The 26762-nt window shown below is 66.2% G+C and carries 20 protein-coding genes; 8 read left to right on the top strand and 12 right to left on the bottom strand.

All coding sequences use genetic code 11. From position 1 onward, the window contains the following. Window positions 1–56: 56 nt before the first annotated feature. Window positions 57–569, top strand: coding sequence for a 2'-5' RNA ligase family protein (locus tag M1D93_RS10260; protein ID WP_461171480.1), 513 nt, complete (start codon window positions 57–59; stop codon window positions 567–569). Window positions 570–635: 66 nt separating this feature from the next. Here M1D93_RS10260 and hemW read toward each other — a convergent pair whose 3' ends face one another. Together hemW and lepA are read right to left on the bottom strand one after the other, a co-directional pair. Beyond that, window positions 636–1865: a radical SAM family heme chaperone HemW gene (gene hemW, locus M1D93_RS10265; protein ID WP_461171481.1), complete on the bottom strand. Its 1230-nt coding sequence runs from the start codon at window positions 1863–1865 to the stop codon at window positions 636–638. A 36-nt stretch (window positions 1866–1901) separates the two neighbouring features. After that, window positions 1902–3755 carry a translation elongation factor 4 gene (lepA, locus tag M1D93_RS10270; RefSeq protein ID WP_256249668.1) on the bottom strand — a complete coding sequence of 618 codons (1854 nt, stop codon included), beginning with the start codon at window positions 3753–3755 and terminating at the stop codon, window positions 1902–1904. Between the two features lie 197 nt (window positions 3756–3952). On the opposite strand from lepA, the gene M1D93_RS10275 reads away from it, so the two are divergent. Both M1D93_RS10275 and rpsT read left to right on the top strand, forming a co-directional pair. Beyond that, window positions 3953–4489, top strand: coding sequence for a type II toxin-antitoxin system PemK/MazF family toxin (locus M1D93_RS10275; RefSeq protein ID WP_461171482.1), 537 nt, complete (start codon window positions 3953–3955; stop codon window positions 4487–4489). A 169-nt stretch (window positions 4490–4658) separates the two neighbouring features. Next, window positions 4659–4919, top strand: coding sequence for a 30S ribosomal protein S20 (rpsT, locus tag M1D93_RS10280; protein ID WP_011692086.1), 261 nt, complete (start codon window positions 4659–4661; stop codon window positions 4917–4919). 150 nt (window positions 4920–5069) lie between these two features. Here the strand turns inward: rpsT and holA are convergent, their stop codons facing one another. From holA to leuS, 6 genes are all read right to left on the bottom strand, one after another. Further along, a complete protein-coding gene (gene holA / locus M1D93_RS10285) occupies window positions 5070–6086 on the bottom strand; it encodes a DNA polymerase III subunit delta (protein WP_461171483.1) in 1017 nt (338 codons plus the stop codon). Further along, window positions 6086–8146, bottom strand: a complete 2061-nt coding sequence (locus tag M1D93_RS10290; protein ID WP_461171484.1) for a ComEC/Rec2 family competence protein — start codon at window positions 8144–8146, stop codon at window positions 6086–6088. Before M1D93_RS10290 ends, holA begins: the two co-directional genes overlap by 1 nt. A gap of 45 nt (window positions 8147–8191) precedes the next feature. Further along, on the bottom strand, window positions 8192–9103 hold the full coding sequence (locus M1D93_RS10295) for a ComEA family DNA-binding protein (protein ID WP_461171485.1): 912 nt from the start codon (window positions 9101–9103) through the stop codon (window positions 8192–8194). Between the two features lie 291 nt (window positions 9104–9394). Beyond that, window positions 9395–9631, bottom strand: coding sequence for a hypothetical protein (locus M1D93_RS10300; protein WP_461171486.1), 237 nt, complete (start codon window positions 9629–9631; stop codon window positions 9395–9397). 229 nt (window positions 9632–9860) lie between these two features. After that, entirely contained in the window at window positions 9861–10832 is a 972-nt protein-coding gene (locus M1D93_RS10305; protein ID WP_461171487.1) for a DegV family protein, read from the bottom strand. Window positions 10833–10886: 54 nt separating this feature from the next. After that, the gene (gene leuS / locus M1D93_RS10310; RefSeq protein WP_461171488.1) at window positions 10887–13412 is read right to left on the bottom strand and encodes a leucine--tRNA ligase; all 2526 of its coding nucleotides are present in this window, start codon (window positions 13410–13412) and stop codon (window positions 10887–10889) included. Window positions 13413–13696: 284 nt separating this feature from the next. Here leuS and M1D93_RS10315 point away from each other — a divergent pair, with 284 nt between their 5' ends. Beyond that, window positions 13697–16057 (top strand): PEP/pyruvate-binding domain-containing protein, encoded by a 2361-nt coding sequence (locus M1D93_RS10315; protein ID WP_461171489.1) that lies wholly within the window; start codon window positions 13697–13699, stop codon window positions 16055–16057. Window positions 16058–16314: 257 nt separating this feature from the next. On the opposite strand, the gene glpK is transcribed toward M1D93_RS10315, so the two are convergent. The 3 genes from glpK to M1D93_RS10330 all read right to left on the bottom strand — a co-directional run bounded on the left by glpK (window position 16315) and on the right by M1D93_RS10330 (window position 20535). Further along, entirely contained in the window at window positions 16315–17829 is a 1515-nt protein-coding gene (gene glpK / locus M1D93_RS10320) for a glycerol kinase GlpK (RefSeq protein ID WP_461171490.1), read from the bottom strand. Between the two features lie 52 nt (window positions 17830–17881). Next, entirely contained in the window at window positions 17882–18631 is a 750-nt protein-coding gene (locus tag M1D93_RS10325; RefSeq protein WP_461171491.1) for an MIP/aquaporin family protein, read from the bottom strand. An 89-nt stretch (window positions 18632–18720) separates the two neighbouring features. Then, window positions 18721–20535, bottom strand: coding sequence for a glycerol-3-phosphate dehydrogenase/oxidase (locus M1D93_RS10330; protein WP_461171492.1), 1815 nt, complete (start codon window positions 20533–20535; stop codon window positions 18721–18723). Between the two features lie 123 nt (window positions 20536–20658). Between M1D93_RS10330 and M1D93_RS10335 the strand changes: the two genes are divergently transcribed. The 4 genes from M1D93_RS10335 to M1D93_RS10350 are packed head-to-tail and all read left to right on the top strand — an operon-like array spanning window position 20659 to window position 24529. Continuing rightward, window positions 20659–21633, top strand: a complete 975-nt coding sequence (locus tag M1D93_RS10335; RefSeq protein ID WP_461171493.1) for a sugar-binding transcriptional regulator — start codon at window positions 20659–20661, stop codon at window positions 21631–21633. Window positions 21634–21643: 10 nt separating this feature from the next. Beyond that, on the top strand, window positions 21644–22513 hold the full coding sequence (locus tag M1D93_RS10340; protein WP_461171494.1) for an aldo/keto reductase: 870 nt from the start codon (window positions 21644–21646) through the stop codon (window positions 22511–22513). A 7-nt stretch (window positions 22514–22520) separates the two neighbouring features. Further along, window positions 22521–23450: an alpha/beta fold hydrolase gene (locus M1D93_RS10345; RefSeq protein WP_461171495.1), complete on the top strand. Its 930-nt coding sequence runs from the start codon at window positions 22521–22523 to the stop codon at window positions 23448–23450. Beyond that, the gene (locus M1D93_RS10350; protein ID WP_461171496.1) at window positions 23447–24529 is read left to right on the top strand and encodes a glycosyltransferase family 4 protein; all 1083 of its coding nucleotides are present in this window, start codon (window positions 23447–23449) and stop codon (window positions 24527–24529) included. The genes M1D93_RS10345 and M1D93_RS10350 overlap by 4 nt, the downstream gene beginning before the upstream one ends. A 27-nt stretch (window positions 24530–24556) precedes the next feature. Here M1D93_RS10350 and M1D93_RS10355 read toward each other — a convergent pair whose 3' ends face one another. Then, a complete protein-coding gene (locus M1D93_RS10355; protein WP_461171497.1) occupies window positions 24557–26689 on the bottom strand; it encodes a primosomal protein N' in 2133 nt (710 codons plus the stop codon). Between the last annotated feature and the right edge of the window lie 73 nt (window positions 26690–26762).

Raw genomic sequence — 26762 nt, forward strand, 5'->3', positions numbered from 1 at the left:
GCTGCCCAGGCCGCTTCCCCGCACTACCGGACGGCAGCGTCCTGCATGATGGGTGCATGCGCAGCGTCGAGTTGACCTTCGGGGAAGCCACCGATTCTTCAATCAGGACGGATTGGGCCCGCCTCCATGCGGCGGGTCTGCCGAGCTTGGCCTCGCATACCTCTCCGAGCAACAGGCCCCACATCACGCTGGCGGCAGGAAACGACCTGGACCTCGGCCCCGCTGCGCAGGACCTGTGGGGCGTACTGCCGGTCGACGTCCGGTTTTCCGGCCTGGTGGTCTTTCCTGCCGGTCCCGGCAAGCACGTGCTGGCACGCCTGGTGGTGCCGGCGGCGGGTCTGCTGCAACTGCACGCCAGGCTGCATCAGCTGTGCACGGGGGCTTTTGCCAATACCCTGCCGGATGCCTGGATGCCGCACGTCACGCTCGCCCGCCGTATTCCCGGGCACCTGCTCGGAACCGCCTGTGACGCCTTGGACGTGCGGACGGAGGGAGTGTGCACCGCAGCCCGGCTATGGGACAGCCCCACCAGGACCACCACCATTCTTGGCGGCCCGCCGGAGGGCTGAGCGTTCAGATTGTCCGGAGGGAGGGCGCCGAGCACCCGGGGGTGTATACCCCGGGGAAAGCTGTTGTCAGGCCGGAAGGACGCGGCGGACCACGGCATTAGCCAGCAGCCTGCCCTTGAGGGTGAGGACCAGCCGTCCCCGGAAGGCTTCGGCCGGCTCCACCAAACCGTCAGCAATCAGGCCTGCAACCTCGTGCCGGCCGTCCGCGCCGAGTGAAGAAACCTCAAGACCGGACTGCAGCCGCGCCTCGAGCATCACCCGCTCCACGTTCCGGGTTTCCAGGTCCAGGGTCTCCCGGCCGGCAGCCGGCGAAAGGCCCTGCGCCAGGCGACCGGCGTAGGCGGTGGGGTGTTTGACGTTCCACCAGCGGACCCCGCCCACATGCGAATGCGCGCCGGGCCCGATCCCCCACCAGTCATCGCCGCGCCAGTAGGCGAGGTTGTGGCGGCAGGCCTGCTCCGGGGTGCGGGCCCAGTTGCTGACTTCGTACCAGCCCAGGCCGGCTTCGGTGATGAGCTGGTCGGCGAGTTCATACTTGTCGGCGTGGTCGTCGTCGTCGATTCCTGGGACTTCACCGCGGCGGATCTGCGCGGCAAGCTTGGTACCGTCCTCCACGATCAGCGCGTAGGCGCTGATGTGGTCAGGCTCGTAGGACAAAGCGGTCTCGAGGGAGTAGCGCCAGTCGGCGAGGGACTCCCCCGGTGTCCCGTAAATGAGGTCCAGGCTGACTGCGAGGCCGGCCTCGCGCGCCCATTGCACCACCTGCGGGACACGGCTGGGCGTGTGCGTTCGGTCGAGTACCTTGAGCACGTGCGGAACGGCTGACTGCATGCCGAAGGAGATCCGGGTGAACCCGGCGTCCTTCAGGATGGAGAGGGATTCGGGCGTGACCGAATCGGGGTTCGCCTCCGTGGTGACCTCGGCGCCGTCTTCGATGCCCCACTGGTCGATGGCGCGCCGGAGAATCAGGGCAAGATCGTCCGCGGGAAGCAGGGTGGGTGTGCCCCCACCGAAAAACACGGTGCTCAACCTGCGCGAGGGAAGGCCGGATTCCGTCAGGACCTTCGCCGCCAGCGACACCTCTGAAGCGGCCGTGCCGGCATAGGCATCCTGCGAGGCACCGCCGCCGAGCTCGGTGGCTGTGTAGGTGTTGAAATCACAGTAGCCGCAGCGCACCGCACAGAACGGGATGTGCACGTACAGGCCAAACGCCCGGTCCGCCGAACCGTCCACTGCCTGGGCAGGCAGCAGGCCGTCCGACGGCGCCGGGTCGCCGAGGGGAAGGGTGCTAGGCATTGCAGGGGCCTCCGGTGTTGCCGGACGCTGTGTTCACTACTTCTTGGCCTTGTCCTTGGACTCGTCTGTGGTGAGGGCGGCGATGAACGCTTCCTGGGGGACCTCGACCCGGCCCACCATCTTCATGCGCTTCTTGCCTTCCTTCTGCTTTTCCAGCAGTTTGCGCTTACGTGAGATGTCACCGCCGTAGCACTTGGCCAGCACGTCCTTGCGGATGGCGCGGATGCTTTCGCGGGCGATGATCCGGGAGCCAATGGCTGCCTGGATGGGCACCTCGAACTGCTGGCGTGGAATGAGCTCGCGCAGTTTGGTGGTCATCATGACGCCGTAGGCGTACGCCTTGTCTCGGTGCGTGATAGCGGAGAAGGCATCCACCTGCTCCCCCTGGAGCATAATGTCCACCTTCACCAGGTCGGCCACCTGGTCGCCGTCGGCCTTCCAGTCCAGGGAACCGTAGCCCCGGGTCTTGGACTTGAGGATGTCGAAAAAGTCGAACACGATCTCGGCCAGGGGCAGGCGGTACCGGATTTCCACCCGGTCCTCGGAGAGGTAGTCCATGCCGCCCATAACGCCGCGCCGGCTCTGGCACAGCTCCATAATGGCGCCCACGAATTCGTTCGGCGCCAGGATGGTGGCGGACACCATCGGCTCGCGGACCTCGGAAATCTTGCCGGAGGGGTATTCGCTGGGGTTGGTCACGTGGACCACCTTCTTGTCCTCCAGCGTCACCTCGTATTCCACGTTGGGCGCAGTGGAGATCAGGTCCAGGTTGTATTCGCGTTCGAGCCGCTCGCGGGTGATCTCCAGGTGGAGCAAACCCAGGAAGCCCACACGGAATCCGAAGCCCAGCGCCGCGGAGGTTTCCGGCTCGTAGACCAGGGCGGCGTCGTTGAGCATCAACTTCTCCAGCGCATCGCGCAGCACCGGGTAGTCCGTGCCGTCCAGCGGATACAGGCCGGAGAAGACCATCGGCTTTGCATCGGCGTAGCCCGGGAGCGAATCGGCGGCCGGCTTGGCGAGGTTGGTAACCGTGTCGCCCACCTTGGACAGGCGGACGTCCTTTACCCCGGTGATGAGGTAGCCCACTTCGCCGACACCCAGGCCCTTGGAGGGGGTGGGTTCCGGGGAGCTCACCCCGATCTCCAGGAGTTCGTGGGTGGCCCGGGTGGACATCATCTGGATGCGTTCGCGCGGGTGGAGCATGCCGTCCACGACTCGGACGTAGGTGACCACGCCGCGGTAGGTGTCATACACGGAGTCGAAAATCATGGCGCGGGCAGGAGCGTTCGCATCACCTTCCGGGGCGGGCAGGTCGCGCACGATCTTGTCCAGCAGCGCCTCAACACCCATCCCGGTCTTCCCCGAGACCCGGAGCACGTCCTCGGGGTCGCCGCCGATCAGGCTGGCCAGTTCGGCCGCGTACTTTTCGGGCTGGGCCGCCGGGAGGTCGATCTTGTTCAGGACCGGAATGATGGTGAGGTTGTTTTCCATCGCCAGGTACAGGTTGGCCAGGGTCTGGGCTTCAATGCCCTGGGCTGCGTCAACCAGGAGGATTGCGCCTTCGCAGGCCGCCAGGGAGCGGGACACCTCGTACGTGAAGTCGACGTGGCCGGGCGTGTCGATCATGTTCAGCGCGTAGCTGGTGCCGTCGAGTTCCCACGGCATGCGGACGGCCTGGGACTTGATGGTGATGCCGCGCTCACGTTCGATGTCCATGCGATCCAGGTACTGGGCCTTCATGTCGCGGGACTGAACGACGCCGGTGAACTGCAGCATGCGGTCGGCGAGGGTGGACTTGCCGTGGTCAATGTGCGCGATGATGCAGAAGTTCCGAATAATTGCCGGATCTGTCGCGGCGGGCACCGGGGCGGTGCGGGCCATGGGAGACACGCAGGGTCCTTACTGTTGGCATTCACGCGGCCGCCGCCAGGGCGCACAGAGGGCACCCTGCGGACACTCCGCACATCTGGAACTTCAAGTGTCCCACGTCCGGGCGCGTGGCACTGCATTACGGGCCCCTTGGCCGTCCACGCCTGCGACCAGGTGACATCCATGCCCGTGACTGGGGCCAGGGCTAGGGTTGCACGATGGCTATCAACCTCCGTTCCCTGGCAGGCGCCGTCAGGGCCGGCCTGCGAGCACTGCAGAAGGCCGGCCGCGGCGCCCCGGCCGGCAAAGCCGGTCCGGCCCGCGGCGCGCCCTCCCCCGCACCTCCGGGCAATGAACAGTACCCGGGCGACTTTGAAGGCCGGTTTACCATCCGCTACGCGCCGCAGCCGGACGGCGGCCCGGATCCGGGCGAGGTGGTGTGGGCCTGGGTCCCTTACGAAGAGGATCACACGCGCGGCAAAGACCGGCCGGTGCTGCTGGTGGGCCGCAGCGGCGGGTACCTCCTTGGGCTGATGCTCACCAGCAAAGACCGGGTCCCCGACGCGGGAGCATCAGCAGGCTATGTGGACATCGGCGCTGGTGCGTGGGACCGGCAGGGCAGGTCCAGCGAAGCCCGGCTGGACCGCATCGTTCAGCTCCGGCCGGACAGCATCCGGCGGGAAGGCGCCGTGCTGGAACGCGCGCGCTTTGACAAGGTGGCCGCAGGGCTTCGCCGGCGACACGGCTGGAGCTAGGTTCCCAAATGGCCAGTCCTGCGCCTGACCTGCTATTCTTTATAGCTGTGTGTCCGTGCAGGTCGACGGCCACTGATGGTTGGCCGCCATAGGTATCCCCACGCCGCTCAGTCAATGGCCAATCTGAAAGCCCTCTAGACCATTTCCGCATTAAAAAGAGAGTTCACACGTGGCGAATATCAAGTCCCAGAAGAAGCGCATCCTCACCAACGAGAAGGCACGCCTGCGCAACAACGCAGTCAAGTCCGAGCTGAAGACGGCCATCCGCGCCGTCAACACCGCCGTTGAGTCCACGGACAAGGATGCAGCTGCTGCTGCCCTGGTTGCTGCCAGCCGCAAGCTGGACAAGGCTGTCAGCAAGGGTGTTCTGCACAAGAACAACGCAGCAAACCGCAAGTCGGCGATCTCCAAGAAGGTCAACGCACTGTAAGGTTTCCAGTTCCTTGAACTGATGGTTGTGGCCGGTACCGGTTGGTACCGGCCACACATCTTTAAGTTCCTGCGCTCTCTTAACTAACTGCGTTCTTTCAACTAACTACGCTTCGGTTTTCCCCGGCGCTTGGTGTGACGTGCTGCCGGCTTACCTGCCCTGGACGGACATGGCGATCACCGTGACCGCGTGTTCCACTGCATAGACGGGATCGCGGGAGAGGCCCTTGACCTGGGCATCGGCTTCGGCGGTGGCCTGGATGGAGCGGACCAGGCCTTCCGGGGTCCAGCGCCGGACCTCCCGCTGGGCCTGTTCCACCAGCCAGGGCTGCATTCCGAGGTCGGCGGCGATCTGGGCGGAAGAACCCGAAGCGCCGGCTACGCGTGCCACGGTCCGCAACTTTGCTGCCAGCGCGGCCACCAGCGGGACCGGATCTGCTCCCGTGGCGAGGGCGTGGCGAAGAGTGGACAGCGCCAGCGGCCCGTTTCCTGCCATGGCAGCGTCTGCAACCTTAAACGCCGTGGCCTCGATCCGTCCGCCGTAGTAGCGGTCCACAATGTCAGTGGTCACCGTGGTGCCGGCGTCCGCGATCAGCTGGCTGCATGCCGCCGCCAGCTCCGAAAGGTTTGCCCCGACAGCGTTAACCAGTGCCTGCACGGCGTCCTGCTCAATCCGCCGCCCGGCCCCTTTGAACTCTGCGGTGACAAAGGCCACCTTGTCCGCGTCCTTTTTGAGGGGCTGACAGTCCACTACCGGCCAGCCGGCCTTCTTGATCGCGTCCAGCAACTTCTTGCCCCGGACTCCCCCGCCATGCCGCAGCACCAGAACGGCGTCGGACTCCGGGTGGCCAAGGTAGGCCAGCGCGTCGGCCAGGAAGGCATCGTTCGTCGATTCGACGGCCTCCACTTCGATGAGCTTGCTTTCACCGAAAAGGGATGGGCTGACCTGCATGAGCAGGGTCCCTGCCTCATAGGCCGCGGCATTGAGCCGGCTGACTTCAACATCCGGGGCCGCTTCCCGTACCTGCGCCCGGACCCGGTCCATGGCCCTGATGCCGATGTATTCTTCGGGTCCGCTGACCAGGACCACTGCGGCCGGGGTTACGTCCCGCCAGGTGGGGCCGTTCGACGCCGGCGAACGGGTTGCACGTTTTTGCGCAGCGGCCATCAGGGCTTCCTTCCGGAAAGTTTTGTGGAGTATCCCAGCCTGCCATGTCCTGCGGCCCGGTCCAAGCCCGGACCACGCTGCGGTAGCCCCCGCCGGGCCGGTCTGTGCCGCGGCTTCCGGCCGTAGCCCTGCAATAATCCGGCCGCCTTCCGCTCCAGCAGTTCGATCAGGAACACCGTGTGCCCGTGCGAAACCAAAACAAACCGAACCAGCCGGTGCGGGCGGACTGCGGCCCAGAAAGCGAGGAACGTCAACGCAGACAGGCAAAGCATCGTCAACAATCCCGGCAGACCCTCGGGCCAGGGAAGGGCCGCGCCGGGAAGCTGGGAGGTGAATCTTGCCGTCGCCGCCACTCCGCCGCTGAACGCACCGGCCACCGCGATCAGGACGGTTCCCGCCCACGGCGCCAGCACGGTCAGGGGCACGGCAGCCGTTCCCAGCAGGGTTACAGGTGCCACCAGTGGCGACGCTATGACGTTGGCCAGCAGTGAGTAGGTTGAAAACTGGGGCTGCAGCACAACAATCACCGGTCCGCACAGCAACTGCGCGGACAAGGGTACAGCTACAGCGGCCGCTGCCCAGCGCGGGATGAAAACGGGTGTCCACGCCATCAGTCGTTGGCCCAGGACGATGATCCCCAGAGTTGCCAGGACGGACAGGAGGAACCCAAAACTTGTGCCCAGGCCCGGGTCGGCCAGCAGGAGGCCGATCACGGCGAGGCACAGGAAGCTCAGACCCCGCCCGGACCGCCCGGCAGCCAGGGCCGCCACCGCCACTGCTCCCATCAGGGCTGCCCGCAGCACGCTCGCGTCGGGTCCGACGAGCAGTACAAACATTCCAAGGCCAGCTACAGCCAGCACAGCTGCGGGCACCCGGGGTAGGCGGAATCTCCTGCAGATCAGCAGCAGAGCGCCAAGGACCAGGCTGCAGTTTGCCCCGCTGACAGCTGTCAGGTGGGTCATGCCAACACTCTTCATGGCAGAGTTAAGGCCCTCGTCCAAGGCACTGGTGTCCCCCGTAACCATCCCGGGCAGCAGGCCGCGGGGGTCCGGGGGGAGGAAAGCGGCGGCGGCCACGAAGCGTTCCCGCAGCTCCTTGGCCGCTCCCTGCAGGATTGGCGGGGCAACTGGCTGCCCTGGCCCGGAGGACGCCGTGAGGATGCCGGCTTCCTCCTTCCCGGGATCAGCGGGGCGAAGCTTTCCTGTCGTCCGGATCAGCTGGCCGGGCACCACTTCGCCCCAGCCGCCACCACCCATCACCAGCAGCTGCGCACGCGTCCGGAGCACCACACCCCCGGTACTGACGTCCCGGGTCCAGACCGGCACGGACCAACGGGCCGGCGGGCCAGCCTGATCTGGTGCAGTCAAGGCACGCGGGGCTCCTGCCACTTCCAGCACGGCTACCACTGACTTCCCGGAGGAGACGGCGGCGGCGAGGGGACCGTCGTGGCGCTGGGTGGCGGCTATTGCCGAGTGTGCTGCCACTGTCGCTGCCAGGAGGAGGGCAACCGCCGTAGTGGCCAGGAAACTGCGCCGAGCCGGCTTTCCGCTCCCATGCCGGGCCCCGCCTTGCCGGGCCGCACGAAGGGTACGGTCCTTGAAGGTGCGGTGCAGCAGCAGCGCCGCAAAGACGAGCAGTGCGCAGCAGACGCCCGCCAGGGCCAACGGGGGCAGCCAGAGACCGGCAACGGAGGCAGCCCAAACGAGCGCCGCCGGCAACGCCAGCCGGACGTCGGTGCGCCGGCGCGGGGTTCCGCCACTGTCAGGGTCTGCCTCCTGCCGCGCTTTCCTGCCGCCTTCCCGAAACCGTGCTGACTGCGCTGCGTAGAATTTTTGAATGCTTCTCCGGGATTCACGGACAGGGCTGAGCAACCCCCTTCGGAGGTCGGCCGGGGCGCCCAGCCGGGAGCTTTCCCGGGTGTCGGTTCCGGCCGCCGGCCGCGGCCGTCCCACCGCCCCGGCATGCCGGGCATCCTGCCGACCAGGTGCTTGCCCATGGACTGCCGACTCTACATAGCGGCTCCAGGGGCTCGCCTTGGTCCCGCGCGTCCTGCTATCCATGGTGTCCAGCGAGGATCATCGTCATCGTGGTGCGTTGCCTTCGTCTCATATGGTCACCAGCGGCAGCAATGCTTCAAGCATCTTCGGGCCGACACCGTCAACGGCGTCAAGGTCCTCGACCGCCTTGAACGGGCCATGCTCCTTGCGCCAGTCCACAATTCGCTGTGCCAGCACCGGGCCGACCTTCGGCAATCCGTCCAGTTCCTCCACGCCTGCAGTATTGATGTTGATCTTCGATCCTGCCGGTCCCCCCGCGTTCCCCTCCCCCGGGTCACCGGCAACCGGTCCTCCTAAGTCCTCAGAACCGGCCGGCAGCGCTTCGCCCTGCTGCGGGACGTGGATCTTTTGCCCGTCCTCTACAACCAGGGCGAGGTTAAGGCGGTTCAGATCAGCGCCGGGTGATGCCCCTCCGGCGGCGGCAATGGCCTCGTGCACCCGGCCACCGCCGGGCAGTTCGACCACTCCGGGCCGAAGGACTGAACCGGCAACGTGAACCACAACAGTCCCCGCAGGGGCGCTTTCCTGCGCACTGGTCTCCGGACCGGCCCGGCTGCCGCCGCCGTCCTCCTCCGCGGTACCGTCCCCGGCCGCCGCCGCTGCAGTTTCGGGGTTGGCACCGTTCAGTGGCAGGATCTCGGGCCGGCCGGAAGCGGCCTGCCACCAGAACCAGGTGCCGGCAGCGACGGCAAGGATGGCCAGGAGCACGCCAAGCCGGAAGCTGAGGCGCCAGCGGACGGCGGGGCCGACGTCGACGGAGTCCGTGTGCTGTGGCTCGTCGCCGGGAAGGGAATGGCCGGGCTTTTCTCCCCCGGCCGTTCCGGGGCCGCGATACTCAAACGAAGGACCGCCGTCGTCCCCGAGCAACAGCCCGCGGGAATTGTCACCCAAGGTAGCCTGCAGCCGGGACCTGGCATGTCGCGCCTGTTCACCAGGTGCTCCAGCATTTCGGCGTGACATACCCCCATGCTAGGGACAGGCCGCATCCGGGAAACAGGCGGCAACCGGCTATGTGGAAAGGTCACGAAGAACTGACAACCCATCGCCGTCGCAACTTCCTGCATCAGGGGACTTGCACTCCCGGCAGTCCGCACCCCGAGCTGAGCGACGGCGCGTCTCTGCGGTCCGCACCGTACCCCTCTCCGGTTCACCGGCCAGTCACGTGCTCGGGCGGCGGCTACCTGGTCACTGCAGACGGCATTCCACAACGTTGGGTCTGCAGCTCCTTGTCATGCTCCGGAACCAATGGGCTTACTCCGGCTGGTCCTCCAGGGATGAGATGATGCTGCCACAACCCTGGAAAAACATCCGCCGGCCACGTCCGCCGTCGGTCCAGACCCAGACGATCGAGTAGTCCCCCGTTGCGGCGTCAACAACGCCGGTGCCGCTGAGGCTTCCTTCAATGAAGCTGACACGCTCCCCAACACTGAACCGGGGATGGCGTACCCTGTTCCGGCGCGGCCTGGAGGGAGTAGTTTTGGCTACCACTGGAGGTCGCCTGGGATTGAGACGTTATACGCATTCATGAGCTTCCTTAGGTCGCGGGCCAGTTCTTCCAGCTCATTACGACCCTGCCCGCTGCTCCCAGGTCACGCACCAGGCGTGGTTAACCAAGACTATCGGGCAGCGTTGGAATCCCTGCCAACAGCGCTTATTTGCGGAGTATGACCAGAGCGCTCCTGTCGAGCCCTAGACTCGGGCAGGGCACGGCCGGGTTTTACTCCGCGGTGAGGTGCTCGCCCACAATAACGGCAAGGACCCCCAGCCCCGCGTGGGCAGCAAGCACGGCCGGCAGTGAGCTGATTTGGGCAGGGGGGCATTGCGGCAAGGCAACCGCCAGTCGTTCGGCGAGGCTTTCCGCTTCCGCAGGGTTGCCGAAGTGGTGGACGGCAAGGCGTACTTCAGGGGCAGTACGGGCAGAAGCGTCCGCAGCCACGAGTTCCTCGAGCCGGGCAACTGCCCGGACGGCTGAGCGCACCTTCTCCAGCGGAACGATTTTTCCGCCGTCGACCGCAAGGATGGGCTTGATCGCAAGCATGGTGCCCCAGAGGGAAGCAGCCGTCCCGATTCGTCCTCCGCGCCGAAGCTGCTCGAGGCTCGGAACGTAGAAATACACCTTGGTCCGTGCTGCCTGATTGGCGGCCGCGGCGGCCACTGCGGTCGCATCGGCGCCTTCCCTGGCCACGCGCACAGCTTCCTGCACGGCCATCCCCAAGGCCATGCCCACGGTTCCCGAATCTACGACTTCCACAGGAATGCCCACCCTGCCGGCGGCGAGCCGGGCGGCGTCTGCCGTGCCGGAAAGGCCGGCAGAGATGTGCACGGAAACTACGGCGTCAAAGCCCTTGCGCTGGGCCGCGAGGTAGGCCTGTTCGAACTGCCCGGGCGAGGGCCGGGAGGTTTTCACGGACGTCCCGCCGGCCAGGGCCAGCGCGATGGCCTCCGAAATGTCGTCGTCGCCCTCGCCGTAGATCTCGTCCCCCACCATCACGGGCATCGGAATCACGGTCAGCCGCCCGTCGCCGCTCAGCCCGGCAGCCCAGTCAGCCGGTAAGGCGGCGGCAGAGTCGGTTACCACGGCAACACGTGCGACGGCGCCCGCTTCAGGCGCAGGGCTTCCCTGCTTCCGGAGGCGGGCCAGAAGGCGCGCCCGGACCCAAGGCCAGGCGGCGGCGTCGCGATGTGGCAAGGGGGCCTCCTGTGGTCACAGCAGGCCGCCGGGATTCCGGCGGCCCGGTCCGGCTTATGCCGGGACGATGTTGACCAGTTTAGGGGCGCGGACGATGACGGTGCGGATGCCCCGCCCGTCAAGGGCCCGCTGGACGTTGTCCGAGGCCAGCGCCAGTTCACGCAGCTGGTCCTCGGAGACGTCGGGCGACACCTCCAGCCTGTCCCGCACCTTGCCCTGAACCTGCACCACCGCGGTGACGGTGTCCTGCACCAGCAGGGACGCGTCGTGGGCCGGCCAGCCGGCGTTGGCCACGGAGGCGGGGTGGCCAAGGACGCTCCACATGTCCTCGGCCGTGTAGGGGGCGAAGAGGCTGAGGATCACTGCCACGGCCTCGGCCGCCTCCCGCACTGCCGGATCTGCTCCCCCGGCGCCGGAGTCGATGGCCTTGCGGGTGGCGTTGACCAGCTCCATCAGCTTGGCCACGACGACGTTGAACTTGTTGGCGTCCAGCAGTTCAGCAGCGTCCGCAATGGTCCGGTGCGTCACCGAGCGCAGGCCGCGGTCACCGGAAGAGAAGTCGATACCGGGTTCGCTGGCGACGTCCTGCGCGAGGCGCCAGGCGCGGGCCAAAAACTTCGCCGAACCCGACGGCGAGACGTCCGCCCAGTCGACGTCGTCCTCCGGCGGGGAGGCGAAGATCATGGTGAGGCGGACGGCGTCGACCCCGTACTTGTCCAACTGCTCACCAAGGTCCACGCCGTTGCCCAGCGACTTGCTCATCGCCTTGCCGCCGTTCAGGACCTGCCCCTGGTTCAGCAGCGCGCTGAAGGGCTCGCTGGCTTCGATCAACCCGAGATCGTTGATGACCTTGGTGAAGAACCGGGCGTAGAGCAGGTGCAGGATGGCGTGCTCCACGCCGCCCACGTACTGGCCCACGGGCATCCAGTCGTTGATTTTCTCCGGGTCGAAGGGACCTTCCGTGTACTGCGGTGACACAAAGCGCAGGAAGTACCAGGACGAGTCCACGAAAGTGTCCATGGTGTCGGTGTCCCGCTTGGCCGGGCCGTGGCAGGAAGGGCAATCAACGTTGACCCATGCTTCGGCTGCCGCTAGGGGAGAAGTGCCCTTCGGCGACAGGTCCTCACCGCGGAGGTTGGAAGGCAGCGTGACGGGCAGCTGCTCATCGGGCACGGGGACTTCCCCGCAGGACGGGCAGTGGATGATGGGAATGGGGGTGCCCCAGAACCGCTGGCGGCTCAGCAGCCAGTCGCGCAGCCGGAAGTTCACGAACTTCTCGCCGGTGCCCTGGCGTTCGAGGATGGCGATCGCGGCCGGGATGGCTTCGGCCTTGGGCAGGCCGTCCAGGTCGCCCGAGTTGATCAGGGTGCCCTCCCCTGCGGTGGCGGTTCCGGAGGCTGCCGGATCTTCCTCGCCGGTATCCAAGACCGCCCGCACCGGGAGATCAAACTTGCGGGCGAAGTCAAGGTCGCGCTGGTCATGGGCCGGCACGGCCATGATGGCGCCGGTACCGTAATCGGCGAGGACGTAGTCCGCAGCCCACACCGGCAGCTTCTCCCCGTTCAGGGGGTTAATGGCGTACCGGCCGGTGAAAACGCCGGTCTTCTCGCGTTCCGTGGACTGCCGTTCAATCTCGGTGAGAGCCTTGACCTGCTCACGGTACCCGTCCAGGGCAGCGGCGTGCTCGTCGGTGACGAGCTCAACGGCCAGCGGGGCGTCGGCCGCCACCACAAAGAACGTTGCACCGTACAGGGTGTCCGGGCGGGTAGTGAAGACCGTTACCTCTTTGGCGGGCTTGCCGCCGTCGGCTTCGATGACGAAGTTAACGTGCGCACCCTCGGACCGGCCGATCCAGTTCTTCTGCATCGCCAGGACGCGCTCCGGCCAGTGGCCACGCAGCTGCTCCATGTCATCCAGCAGCCGGTCCGCGTAGTCCGTGATCTTGAAATACCACTGGTTGAGCGACTTCTTGGTGACAGTAGTGCCGCAGCGTTCGCAGGCGCCGTTGACTACCTGCTCGTTGGCCAGCACGGTTTGGTCCTTCGGGCACCAGTTGACCGGAGAGTCCTTCCGGTACGCCAGGCCGCGCTCGTAGAACCGCTTGAACAGCCACTGGGTCCAGCGGTAGTACTCCGGGTCAGAGGTGTGCAGCCGGCGGGACCAGTCGGCGGAGATGGCGTAGCGCTTAAAGGACGCGGCCTGGGTCTCGATGTTGGCGTAGGTCCACTCACTGGGGTGGGCGTTGCGCTTGATGGCGGCGTTCTCGGCGGGCAGGCCGAAGGAGTCCCAGCCGATCGGGTGCAGGACGTCGTATCCCTGCTGGCGGAGGTAGCGGGCCACGACGTCACCCATGGCAAACGCTTCGGCGTGCCCCATGTGCAGATCTCCGGACGGGTACGGGAACATGTCCAGCACGTAGCGCCGCTCCCGGGACCCGTCGTCGACAGGAGTGAAGACCTTGAGGTCTTCCCACACCTGCGGCCACTTGGCCTCCATGGCGGCAAAACTGTACGTGCCCTCCTCGGGCACCTCCGCCGACACTGTTGCTGTTCCGGTCTCTGTCTCCGGCTGAACGCCCACTGCTGCCCTCTTCTGTTCTGTTACGGCATCTGTGCTGCCATAACGGCCTGATCCTCCTGCTGACGGCCCGGAAACTGGCCCGGACACACAAAAGCCCCTCGCCATGGAGGGGCTGCCGCTCGGTTATCCGTTGTTTCGGATGCCGGGCGGCTAACTAAGCAGAAGGATCGCACGCATGGAACCACTTTAGCGCACGCAGGCTCCTGCGGTGCTGACCTGTACTGCCGACGGCCCCCGTCACTAGACTTGAGGGCAATCCGGCTACGAACTCCGCAGGTGACTCCATGAGCGATGACGCGGGCAGTGACATGGGCAATGACCCCGAGGTTGCCGTCCGTGCCGAATCCCCTCGCGCTGGCCTTTTCCCGCCGCTTGGCGGACGTCTCCACCTGACCCGGGCGGAGGCCGGTGGCAAGGCCGCCGCATTGTCCGACCTGAAATCCGCGGGTTTCCCCGTTCCTTCCGGCTTCGTCGTCACGCGCGCGGTTTTGGCGGCGCGTTCGGGTGACGGGCAGGATGCCTGGGACCGCGAATTGCAAAACGCCGCCCGAGCCGCCGGGCCCGGGCCGTATGCTGTCCGATCTTCGGCGGCAGCGGAGGACCTGCCTGGCGCCTCCTACGCGGGAATGTATGAGAGTTATCTTGACGTGCCTGGCGAGGACCTCCCCTCGGCCGTCATCCGCTGTTTCGGTTCTGCTGACACCCGCCGCGTCCGGATGTACCAGGAATCGCTGCCGCCTACTGCCGCCCCATGTGCCGAACCAAACGCCGGCGCCCGAAATGAAGCACGCACCAACCACGGGCAGATGGCTGTTCTCGTGCAGCAGATGGTGGACGCCGCGGCTGCCGGCGTCGCCTTCACGGCAAATCCCTTGACCGGTGCCCGGGATGAGACGGTAATCTCCGCAGTCAAGGGGCTCGGGGAAAATTTGGTGGGAGGGTCGGCACGCGGGGAAGAGTGGTTGGCGCGCGGCGGATCGGTCAGCCCCCAGCATGGCGCCGCAGCTGTCCTGTCAAAGGAAAGCGCGACGGCGGTTGCCACCATGGCGGGAAACGTTGCACGGCATTTCGGCTGCCCACAGGACGTGGAGTGGGCGGTGGACCGGTCCGGCCGCGTCCTGGTCGTGCAGGCGCGTCCGATGACAGCGGTTCCGGAACCGGTGGCGTGGCCGGCCCCGGGAAAGGGCGCCTGGCTGCCGAACTTCCGGCTCGGGGAATGGCTGCCGGAACCGGTCACGCCGCTCTTTATGGACTGGATCATTCCCTGCATGGATTCCGCCTACAACGACGCCGTCTTCCGTTCGGCCGGCCTTCGGGTTCCGATGGCCCATACCAGCGTCAACGGCTGGTATTACGTGGCCCCGCCGACACCCCGCGCCCTCCCCCAGCTGGTTTTTGGCGGCTCCCCGCGCTCGCTGCCCTACTTTTTCAACTCCGTGGTCCGCCCGATGATCGACCCCGCTGGTGCAGACCGCGCCGTCCTGCGGGACCTTGAGTCCGAGTGGCGCACCCAACACCTGCCGGCCTACCGCATACTGGTCGACAGCTACCGCGGCGGGGCACTGCCAGCAAGCCTGGCCGGGCTGATGGATGCCGTTGAACAGGTGGCTCGCGCGGCCGGGCGATATCTCTGGTTTTTCGCCGTCACGGGCGGGGCGGCCTGGAAAATGGAGATGGTGCTGGCCAGGTTCTGGCGCAGGCACCTTGCTCCTGCGTTTGCCGGCCTGCAGGAGCAGGGGTTGTACGACGGGGGCGGCTACCAGGTGCTGCTGGGCGGCCTCTCCCCGGCCTTGCCGCCCAGGGTTCCCCACGCCGTCTACAGCCTCGACTGGTACCACCCGACGGCGGGCGATGAGCCAGCACCTGCTGCTCCGTCCGGCAGCGCTTCCCCAGGGCCTGCTGTTGCGGCTGTCCGGCGGCGAGCAGCCGAAGAAGCCTGCCGCTCCCTGCTCAAGGATCCGCGCCTGCTGGGCCGGTTCGACAGACTACTGGCAGTTGCCCAGCACTATGCGCTGCTCCGGGAGGAACAGGTGCGGGATTTCACCCTGGGCTGGCCACTGCTGAGGGAATGTGCGGCAGGAATTGGAACCCAGCTGGAACAGGCGGGCGTCATCAGCAGCCGGGAGGACGTGTACTTCCTGACCCGGCAGGACCTGCGGGCCGACGCCCCGCCACAGCAGGGCAACGTTGCCGAACGCCGCAGGGACTGGCTCCGGCAACGGAAACTTGCCGCTCCGCTGATGCTGGGCAAGCTTCCGATGCTCGGCAACACCTTGGACCGGATAGCCAACACGGCGCGTAGCGCCGGCAAGGTTCCGCCTGGCGCCCTGGTCGGCCATCCCGCAAGCCCCGGCCGGGCGCGCGGCCGCGTCCGCGTGGTGGAAGGCCCCAAGGAGTTTTCCGCGTTTCAACCCGGCGAGGTTCTCGTGGCCAAGGCCACCGCGCCGGCCTGGACTCCCCTCTTCGCCCACGCGGCCGCCGTCGTAACAGACGGCGGAAACCTCGCAGCCCACGCGTCCCTGATAGCCCGCGAATACGGCATCCCGGCAGTAGTAGGCACAGGCACCGCCACCCAGGAGCTCCGAACAGGCCAACTGGTCACGGTCGACGGCAACGCAGGAACAGTAGAACCCCACGAGGAGTAACGGAAATGCCAGCCGTACGCGAAGCCTGCTGACAGAAATAGCAAGGGAGGCGGCCCCACCAAGACCAGGCTGATCAGCCCGGCAAAAAGGGCCGGGGCTCCCCGGCATGGTGTGGTGAGAACCGCGGCAAGCAAAGGAGGCCGCCCCTCGCCCGGGTGTGGTGGGCACCGCGAAGCGGGCGGGGCAGGGGCGGCCTCCTTTGCGCCCCAGCCCCGCACCGCTGCGAAGGTGAGACCGGCTGAGTTACCGGCGCGGCATTACCGCACGTCCTCGTCCACCCAATCCATGGACTTCGTCACGGCCTTCTTCCATAGCCGCATCTGCCGGTCCTGCTCGGCCTGGTCCATCCGGGGCTCCCAGCGCTTGTCTTCGGACCAGTTGGACGACAGTTCGCCGAGGTCCTTCCAGAACCCGACAGCGAGGCCGGCGGCGTAGGCAGCGCCCAGCGCCGTAGTCTCCACGACCTTCGGCCGGATCACGGGGACGCCAAGGATGTCTGCCTGGAACTGCATCAGCGCATCGTTGGCCACCATACCGCCGTCGACCTTCAACTCGGAGAGCGGCACGCCGGAGTCCGCGTTCACGGCGTCCAGCACCTCGCGGGTCTGGAAGGCTGTGGATTCCAGCGCTGCCCGGGCAATATGGCTCTTGTTGACGAACCGGGTGAGGCCGACGATGGCGCCGCGGGCGTCGGAACGCCAGTAGGGCGCGAAGAGCCCGGAGAATGCGGGAACGATGTACACGCCGCCGTTGTCCTTCACGGAAGCGGCGAGGGTTTCCACTTCCGGGGCGCTGCTGATCATGCCCAGGTTGTCCCGCAGCCATTGGATCAGCGAGCCGGTGACAGCGATGGAGCCTTCGAGGGCGTAGTGGGGTGCCGCGTCCCCGAGCTTGTAGCCCACCGTGGTCAGCAGGCCGTTCTTGGAGTGGACGATTTCCTCCCCGGTGTTGAAGATCAGGAAGCAGCCCGTCCCGTAGGTGTTCTTGGCTTCACCGGTCTCGAACGCCGCCTGGCCGAAAGTGGCTGCCTGCTGGTCGCCGAGGATGCCGGCCACCGGAACCTCGCGGAGAAGCTGCGAGGTGTGCACGGTGCCGTACACCTCCGAGGAGGACTTGACCTCCGGCATCATGGACCGCGGAACGCCGAAAATGCCCAGGATTTCCTCATCCCACTGGAGCGTCTCCAGATCCATGAACAGCGTGCGCGAGGCATTGGTGACGTCGGTGACGTGGACGCCGCCGTCCACCCCGCCGGTGAGGTTCCACAGGACCCAGGCGTCGGTGTTGCCGAACACCAGGTCGCCGGCTTCGGCCCTCTGGCGTGCGCCGTCCACGTTGTCCAGGATCCACTTGATCTTGGTACCCGAGAAGTACGTGGCGAGGGGAAGGCCCACCTTCTGCTTGAAGCGGTCCGCTCCCCCGTCCTTTGCCAGCTCGTCCACGATGTCCTGCGTACGGGTGTCCTGCCAGACGATGGCGTTGTAGACGGCTTCCCCCGTTGTTTTGTCCCACACCACGGCGGTTTCGCGCTGGTTGGTGATGCCGACGGCGGCGATATCGTGCCGCGTCAGGTTCGCCTTCGACAGGGCAGAGGCGATGACCTCCCGGGTGTTGTTCCAGATCTCGGCAGGGTTGTGCTCCACCCAGCCGGCCTTGGGGAAAATCTGTTCGTGTTCCATCTGGCCCGAGGAGACGATGCTGCCGCTGTGGTCGAAGATGATGGCCCGGGTGCTGGTGGTGCCTTGGTCGATGGCGATTACATACTGGTTCACGATGACGTCCTTGTCTTTCGGGATGATTTTGAGCGGTGGTTAGGTAAAGGAATCAGGCTGCTGCTGTGGCAATGATCGGCACCAGCCGGGCGACGACGCCGCCCAGGACCCCGCCGATGATTGGACCAACGACTGGAATCCAGGAATAGCCCCAGTCACTGGAACCCTTGCCTTTGATGGGCAGCAGGGCGTGGGCAATGCGCGGGCCGAGGTCACGGGCGGGGTTGATGGCGTAGCCGGTGGGGCCACCCAGGGATACGCCGATGCCGACCACGAGCAGTGCCACGGCCAGTGGTCCCAGGCCCGAGGGTGTGCCGCCAAACGTGAGGATGACGAACACCAGGACGAAGGTTCCGATGATCTCGGTCGCGAGGTTCCACGGCGTGGAGCGAATGGCCGGGCCGGTGGAGAAGACGCCCAATTTGCTCGCAGCTTCCTCTTCCACGTCGAAATGCTGCTTGTAGGCGAGCCAGCAGACCACGGCACCAAGGAAGGCACCCAGCAGTTCTCCGCCAAGGTAGGTCAGCGTGGAGGCGAAATCAACCGCGACATCGGGGGCGTATTGGTCAGCTCCATTAGCGAACAGGCCAAGTGTCACGGCCGGGTTCAGGTGCGCCCCGGACTTCGCGGCCACATAGACACCCGCGAAAACTGCCACGCCCCACCCCCAGGTGACCATCAGGAACCCGCCGCTGTTGCCTTTCGTCCCCCGCAGGGCGACGTTGGCGACGACGCCGCAACCCAGCAGGGTCAGCATCGCCGTTCCGAAGACTTCGGATAGAAAAACTATTCCAAGAGACATCTTTGACTCCTCTATTTTCTGTTGTCAGTCCTTCGCGGGTTGAAGGACCGTTGGCCGGGACCGTTGCGCTTCCCGGCGGCCAGCCTGTCCTATGCGACCAGGCTGTGCGTTTCTACGCGATGGAACCGCTGCAGCACGTCCTGCGCGTGGCGGATCTCAGCTGCGCGTGCTGCGGCGTCCCATCCCAGCGGACCGGAGAGCACCTCAGCCACCTCGTTCAGCACCTCGCCTGTCACAAGGCCCCGGAAGGCCAGGGAAGTGCGGCGGATCAGGACGTCCACGAGGTGTCCAACCTGCTCATGGGCGGCCATGAACTCCAGTTCACGCACACTCAGTTCGCGGGTGGAGTGCAACAGACGGTCCGGACCGCCGTCGAGGTGGGCCATCACCGTCTCTGCCCTGGTTCCATAGCGGGTGAGCAGGCCGGCGGTCCGGTCCGCGTCACGGCCGGCGGTCATGTGATCCTTGATCCATTTCTGCACGCCCGCCTCGTCGGCCGGGAAACCGGCGCCGCCGCCGATGGCGAGCTGCGCCGTCGACACTTTGCGCTGAACGCCCAGTTCGGCGAGCACGTCACTGGCCAGATGTTCAGCCAGTGCCCGGAAGGTGGTCCATTTGCCGCCCACCAGGCTGAGGACGACGGCGCCCGCCCCGGCTGCGCTGCTCCCGGGGCTACAGCGTTCGATCCGGTAGTCCCGGGAGACGAATCCGGGCTGGGTCTCATCATGACGGGGCAGCGGCCGTACGCCGGAGAAGGTGTAGACAATCTGCCCGCGCTTGACGGAAATATTCGGGAAGACGTGGCTGATGAGTTCGTAGAAGTACTCGATCTCCTCATCCGTGCAGACGGCGTCCTGGGCCATGTCCGCGTCAATGTCAGTGGTTCCCACGAGGACGCGGTCACCCATCGGATAGATGAGCACGATCCGGCCGTCGGTATGTTCAAAGAAGATTTCGCGTCCGCGGCAGGCGGCAAGGAGCTCAGGGTGATCGAGCACGATGTGCGAACCCTTGGTTCCGCCCATGAACGCGGAGGCTGCTCCCATGGCTTCGTTGGTGAGGTCCACCCAGGCGCCCGTGGTGTTGACGATGACGTCGGCAGTGAAATTGAATTCTTCACCGGTCAGCTCATCCCGCAACCGGACGGTGCTTCCTTTGCCGGTGCCGCGGTTGGGCTCGTCGGTCATGGACTTCAATGACAGGTAGTTACTGGCACGGGCCGTACTTCCCTGGGGGTTGGCGCCGGACGAGTGTCCGGCCTTTTCGCCGTCCTGGAGGACATCAAGGGTGAGCCGCTCGGGGTTGTGGACGGAAGCGTCGAAGTAAGTGGTCGCGTACTTGACGTCAGGGCGGAGCTCGGGCAGCTCGGCAAGGGCGCGTTTGTGTCCCCTGAACTGGTGCCGCGGCACCGTGCCGCCGTCACGGGAAAACGAGTCGTACAGGCTGAGGCCGATTTTGATGAGGAAAGCGCCGCGTTCCTTGGGCTTGCCCTGCTGCTTGTGGGTGAGGAAGCGCAGAGGCGCGGCGAGCACTCCGGAGAAGGTGCTGAAGATGGGGATGGTGGTCTGCAGCGGCTTGACGTAGTGCGGTGCGATCCGGAGCAGCCTGTTGCGCTCCACCACCGACTCCCGGACCAGCCGGAACTCGCCGTTCTCCAGGTAGCGGATGCCGCCGTGGATCATGTGTGAAGAAGCACCGCTGGCCCCCTGGCAGTAGTCACCACGTTCCACGAGTGCCACGTCGACTCCCTGCAGGGCGAGGTCACGGAATGTTGCGACGCCGTTGATTCCGCCTCCTACCACCAGCACTTTTGCGTGCGGCCGGAGCCGCAGGTTGTGGACTGATGCACGTTGCCCTCCGGACTTTGGCGCGGCGGTGCGGGCGGGTGAATCCTTGGGTCCCAAAACGACTCCCTTGGGGCTTTGTGCGGCGCGGAGACAGAAAGTGATCCGCCGTTCTCATCTATTGTTTGGAGTAATGGAAAATGGCGTCAAGCACTATGCACAAACGTGCAGAACGGAGTTCCCATGGACCCTTCCCGGCACGCTGACGCCCTTCGGGCTGCACAAATGTATTACCTCCAGGACCTCACGATGGATGCCATCGCCCGCGAGCTTCGGACGTCCCGCTCGACTGTTTCCCGGTTGTTGTCTTCCGCCCGGGATTCCGGGCTGGTGCAGGTCCAGATCCGCAACCCCTTGGATACAGGGCCGGAGTTGGAAAGCCTGATTCGCCGCCGGTACGGGGTGGACGCCCATGTTGTGCCGGTCGTGGAAACCCTCAACGAGGCTGAAACCCTGGACCGGGTGGCGATGCAGGCCGCCCGGACCATCGGGCCCTTGGTGGATTCCAACGCGATCATCGGCGTCGCCTGGGGTTCCACCCTTAGTGCCGTCAGCCGTCACCTGACGAGGAAAATTACCCACGACAGTGTGGTGGTGCAGCTGAACGGCGCCGGCAATATGCACACAACGGGCATTACGTATGCCAGCGACATCATGCGCCGCTTCGGCAGCGCCTATGGGGCGCGGGTGGAGCAGTTCCCCGTTCCGGCATTTTTCGACCACGCCGCCACCAAGACCGCCATGTGGAATGAACGCAGCGTGCAGCGGATCCTTGAACTCCAGGCGAAGATGAGCATCGCGATTTTTGGGGTCGGATCGGTGGATGCCGATTTTCCCAGCCACGTCTACGCCGGCGGTTACCTGGACGAGAACGACCTCAGCATCCTGTCCACATCTGATGTTGTCGGTGACGTTGCGACCGTGTTCTTCCGCGCGGACGGTTCCTCGGACGGGATTGTACTTAACGAACGGTCCACGGGCCCGGCGCTCGCCGAACTTCGGCAGGTCCGGCGCAGGATCTGCGTAGTTTCCGGCGTATCCAAGATCAATGGGCTCAAGGGTGCCCTGGCGGCGCGCCTGGCGACGGACCTGATCCTGGACGAGGCCACCGCGCGCCGCCTGGTGGGCTTGGAAGGCCTTGCCGTGGCGAGTAGGTAGAGTCATGGCTATGAGGATCTCCCCGCGGCTGAGCCTGAACAACGGCGTGCTGATCGACCAGCTGGGCTACGGCCTGTACAAGGTGCCGCCCTCGGAGGCGGCGGGCCTTGTAGCCATGGCCCTCGGCAGCGGCTACCGCCACTTCGATACCGCCGCCATGTACGGCAACGAGTCGGGAGTTGCGCGTGGCATCAGTTCCCAGCTCGGTACACAGGCAGGCAGCGGCGGCTCCGGTGAACTCTTCCCGGCACCGGCCAGGGAGGACATCTTTGTCACCACCAAAGTGTGGAACGACCACCACGGCTACGACGCCACCCTGCGTGCCTTCGATAACTCCATGGTCAACCTGGGCCTGGACTACATCGATATGTACCTCATCCACTGGCCCTGTCCCCGGCGTGGACTATTTACCGAAACCTACCGGGCCATGGAGACGCTCTACCGGGAGGGAAAAGTGCGGGCCATCGGCGTCAGCAACTTCCAGCCTGCCCACCTGGACCGGCTGATGCAGACCGCAGAAGTCACCCCTGCGGTCAACCAGATTGAGCTGCACCCCTGGCTCCAGCAGCATGAGCTGCGGAAAATCCACCAGGACCTTGGAATCAGGACCGAAGCGTGGAGTCCCCTGGGGCGCGGACACGTGCTGGCGGACCCCGTCGTCCAGGCTTGCGCCGCCGAACACGGCAGGACCCCGGCACAGATCATCCTCCGCTGGCACGTACAACTGGGGAACATCGCCATCCCCAAGGCCAGCACCGAGGCGCGCATCCGCGAGAACCTGAACGTCTTCGGCTTTGAGCTCTCACCCCGGGACATGGAGGCGCTCGCCGGCCTGGACCGGGGACACCGCACCGGTTCCCACCCGGACAACGTCAATTAGGACTCCCATGGAAACAGCACACCCGGGGCAGTCCTCCGCGCCCGCTTTCATCAGCCCGGACCTGGCTAGCCGCACCCATGCCTCGTCCCTGCAGCTCGCCGGCGGCAGGGTGGCCTTCTGGACCTACGAGCCGGCGCTGGAAACCGCCCAGACCCGGACCATCCTGGTGATCCACGGGTTCCGCGGCGACCACCACGGACTCCTTCGGGTGGCCGACCAGCTTCCGGAGATGCGAATCATCATGCCGGACCTGCCTGGCTTCGGCAGCTCGGAAGCCTTCCCCTCAGGTGGACACACAGTTCCGGGTTACGGCGCCTTCATCACGGAATTCATGGCGGCCCTGGGACTGGGGCCGGATACAGTCCTCCTGGGGCACTCGTTCGGGTCCATCATCGCCGCCCATTTCGCAGCCGCCCATCCCGGCGTCGTCAATCCCCTGATCCTCATCAATCCCATCGCCGCGCCTGCCCTGGAGGGCCCCAAAGGCGTGATGACCAGGCTGGCGGTGCTGTACTACCGCCTCGCCGCACGCCTCCCCCGTCCGCTGGGGCTGGCCCTGCTGCGCAGCCCGCTGATTGTCCGCGTGATGAGCGAGGCCATGGCCAAGACAGGCGACCGGGACCTCCGGCGCTTTATCCACGGCCAGCACCACGCCTACTTCAGTGCCTTTGCCAGCCGTGACAGCCTCCTCGAATCCTTCACTGCCTCCGTCAGCACCCATGTGGCCGAGGTGGCCGGCAGCCTGACCCTTCCGGTGCTGCTGATAGCGGGTGAAAAAGACGAGATCGCCACGCTTCCCGACCAGCACCGGCTCGTCCAGCTGCTGCCAGACGGCGAACTCCAAGTTATTCCGGGCGTCGGCCACCTGATTCATTACGAAACGCCGGAACCTGCCGCCGGCTACATCCGCAGCTTCCTTAAGGACCACCCCGCGTGAAAATTGTCATCGATGCCCGGTTCACCCGGACCGACCACCACGACGGCATCAGCCGCTACGGTGCGAGCCTGATCGCGGCCGCCGCCAGGATCGCCGACGTCTCGATGCTGGTCTCGGACGTCCGCCAGCTGGCCTTGCTGCCGGATGTGCCGTACACACTGATCAACAGCCCCCTGTCCCCGGCGGAACTGTTCGTGGCCCGAAAGATCAACCCGCTCGGCGCGGATGTGGTGGTGTGCCCGATGCAGACGATGGGCACCATGGGCCGCAAGTACGGCCTGGTCCTGACCCTGCATGACCTCATCTATTACGAGCACCCTGAGCCCCCGGGATTCCTGCCGGCCCCGGTGCGGCTGCTGTGGCGCCTGTACCACAAGGCGTACTGGCCGCAGCGCCTGCTCCTCAACCGGGCCGACGTCGTGGCCACCATCAGCCGGACCACGGAGGCCCTGATGGCCAAGTACCAGCTGACCCGCCGGCCTGTCCGGATTATCAGCAATGCACCCCAGCCCGCACAGGAGCCGCGCAGTCCGGAGGCCGGCGCCGCACCTTTCCTTGTGTACATGGGCTCGTTCATGCCCTACAAAAATGTGGAAACCCTGGTGGCCGGGATGGCCGAGCTGCCGGGCTTCACGCTTCACCTGCTGAGCCGGATCACCCCGCAGCGGCGCGCCGAACTGGAGAAGCTCATCCCGCCCGGATCAAACGTGGTGTTCCACAACGGTGTCACGGATGAGGAGTACGCCACGTTCCTGGAAACAGCCACTGCGTTGGTGAGCCTCTCGAGGGCTGAAGGGTACGGCCTGCCGCTGGTCGAGGCCATGGCGCTGGGCACGCCGGTCATCGCCAGCGACATCCCGATTTTCCGGGAAGTAGGCGGTGACGCCGCCAGCTATGTTGATCCGGCGTCGCCCCCGCAGTTTGCCGCCGCAGTGAAGAAGCTGCAGGACCGGGACCGGTGGGAGGAAACCTCACGGCGCTCTGTTGCCCGTGCCCGGGAGTTCAGCTGGGAGGAGTCCGCCCGCCAGCTGGTGGACGTGGCGCACGACATCGTCGCCCAGCGCCGCGGCAAAATGTAACAGCGCCGCGGCAAGTAGTAGGTACCGCTACAGTACGTCCACACCGTCAAGGCGGAGCTGGACCGGTTCGGCACTGCGCTTAGCGGCCGTTGCGGACCGGGTTGAACGCAGGACGCGGGTCACCGCGGCTGCCTGTGCGTAGGGGAAGAACAGGAGGGTCCGGACGTCCTCCGCAGGGCGGCGGGTTGAGGGCGGTCCGCTGAGAATCACTGGGGCCGGGCCCGCGGTTCGGAGGCGGACCCCGGCTTGTTCCAGTTGCGCTGCCACTGCACCTGAGAAGTGCTCGACGGCGGCCCGGGGGCCGGTGACCGAGGCTAGGCGCACCGCCGGTGGAAGCTGCAGTTCGGCCCGGAGGGAAAGCTCACGCCGGGCGTAACCTGCAGGATCCCACCTCAGCAGCGCACCGACAGCCCCGGTGTCCGCTGCCGTGACCACCACGAGGCCTCCCTCGGACGCAGGCCGGACCAGGGCTGCGGCGTTGAACCAGCGCCGCACTGTGTCCTCGCTGGCCCGCAGCGACTCACGGCGCAGCAGGGAATCGCCGTCCAGCAGCAAGGCGGCGGCATATCCCCCTTCTGCCACGGGTTCGGCTCCCACCGTGGCCACCACCAGCGCCTTGCTGTTGGTTACATGCGCCTTGACCTGGTCACCGGAGGATGTGATGACGGTTTTGCCGGGGAAGGCCCGGCCCAACTCCTCGGCCGTCCGGATCACACCGGTTGCGCCCCTGCGGAGCTTCCGGCCGCTGCAGTGCGTGCAGTGCCAGTCCGGTGCCGGGGTGGAGCACCAACGGCATTGCGGCAGGGCTGAGGTTCCGCTCGCGCCGGCGACGGCCAAAGGACCTTGGCAGGCTGCACAGCGTGCCGGCTCCCGGCAGGTGTCACAGACGAGCGACGGCGCGTACCCGGCGCGGGCAACCTGGACCAGGACCGGTCCCCGCTCGATGCCTTCCTTGGCCGCCCGCCAGGCAGTGCCGGGAAGGCGGGCGATCCTGGCCAGCGGATCCCGCTCTTGTTCGAAGCTGTCCGCGGTGTTCACCACGCGCGGGACGGTGCGGCGGACCAGCGGGCGGTCGGCTTCCACGGGCAGGGCCCAGCCTGTCTCGGCGAGCCTTTGGACCTCCGTGCTGCGGGCATGGCCGGCCAGGAGGCAGGCTGACCCGGACTGTTCGGCGCGCAGGAGCAGCACTTCGCGGGCGTGGGCATAGGGTGCGCGCTGCTCGATGTGGAGGTCGTCGCCGTCGTCCCAGCAGACCACGAGCCCCACATCCTTCACGGGAGCATAGGCAGCTGACCGGGTGCCGATGGCCACGCGTGCGGTTCCTGCAAGGAGCCGCAGGAAGTTCTGATAGCGGGGCGTGGGCCCGTCCTCCGCTGTCAGGCGGGCTACGGCCTGGTCCGGCACCAGGGCCTTCAACGCCTCTTCAAGCCGGTCCAGGTCCCGGTTGTCCGGGACCACCACTACGGCTCCCCGCCCGGAAGCATGGACTGCGGCAATGGCCTGGGCCAGCAGCTGCGGCCAGCCGGCGGGTCCGTAGCCCTGGAGAGGATTCAAGACGGCCCGTGGGGAACCACCGTCCTTCAGATGGCGCAGGAAGGCTGGACCGTTCCGGAAGCTGGCCCAGGCATCGTCTGCGCCGGGGTCCTTGGCGGCACCGGCGGTTTCACCTGCCCCGGCCGCAGGAGTTCCTTCGGGAGCAGGATAGTTCTTCTCCAGCCGGGCTACCCGCGGCGGAACGGCGACCCGGAGGACATCGCTGACCGTTCCCGCATAGCGGGAGGCTACGGCGGTGACCAGGTCGCGGACCTCCGGCGTCAGGACGGCAACCGGGGAAACAACTTTCGCCAGCGGCAACAGGGTGTGGCCGGCGTCCGACTCCGCCACCCGTTCCATAATGAACCCGTTGAGATCCTGGCCGTTGAACTTGACCTTGACCCTGACGCCGGGCTGCGCATCCTCATCGAGAACGGCAGGAACACCATAGTCAAAAGGCCGGTCCAGGTGGGGCAGCGAGGACTCCACCAGCACCCTGGCCACCGGAAGGTGTTCCGCGAACTGCAGGCCCGCCTGCTGGGTGCGGGAAGGGAAACCCTGCAGCAGGGACGGCTGCACCGCTGCGGGCAGATCCTGCAGCGGTTGTGTGGAACCGTCAGCAACCACTTCGGCTACCTCCGTTCAGCATCACCGGGTGGACCTGCTCAGTAAACCAGGAGGCACGGACATCCGGGCAGCG

Source organism: Arthrobacter sp. Z1-9 (assembly GCF_054792695.1).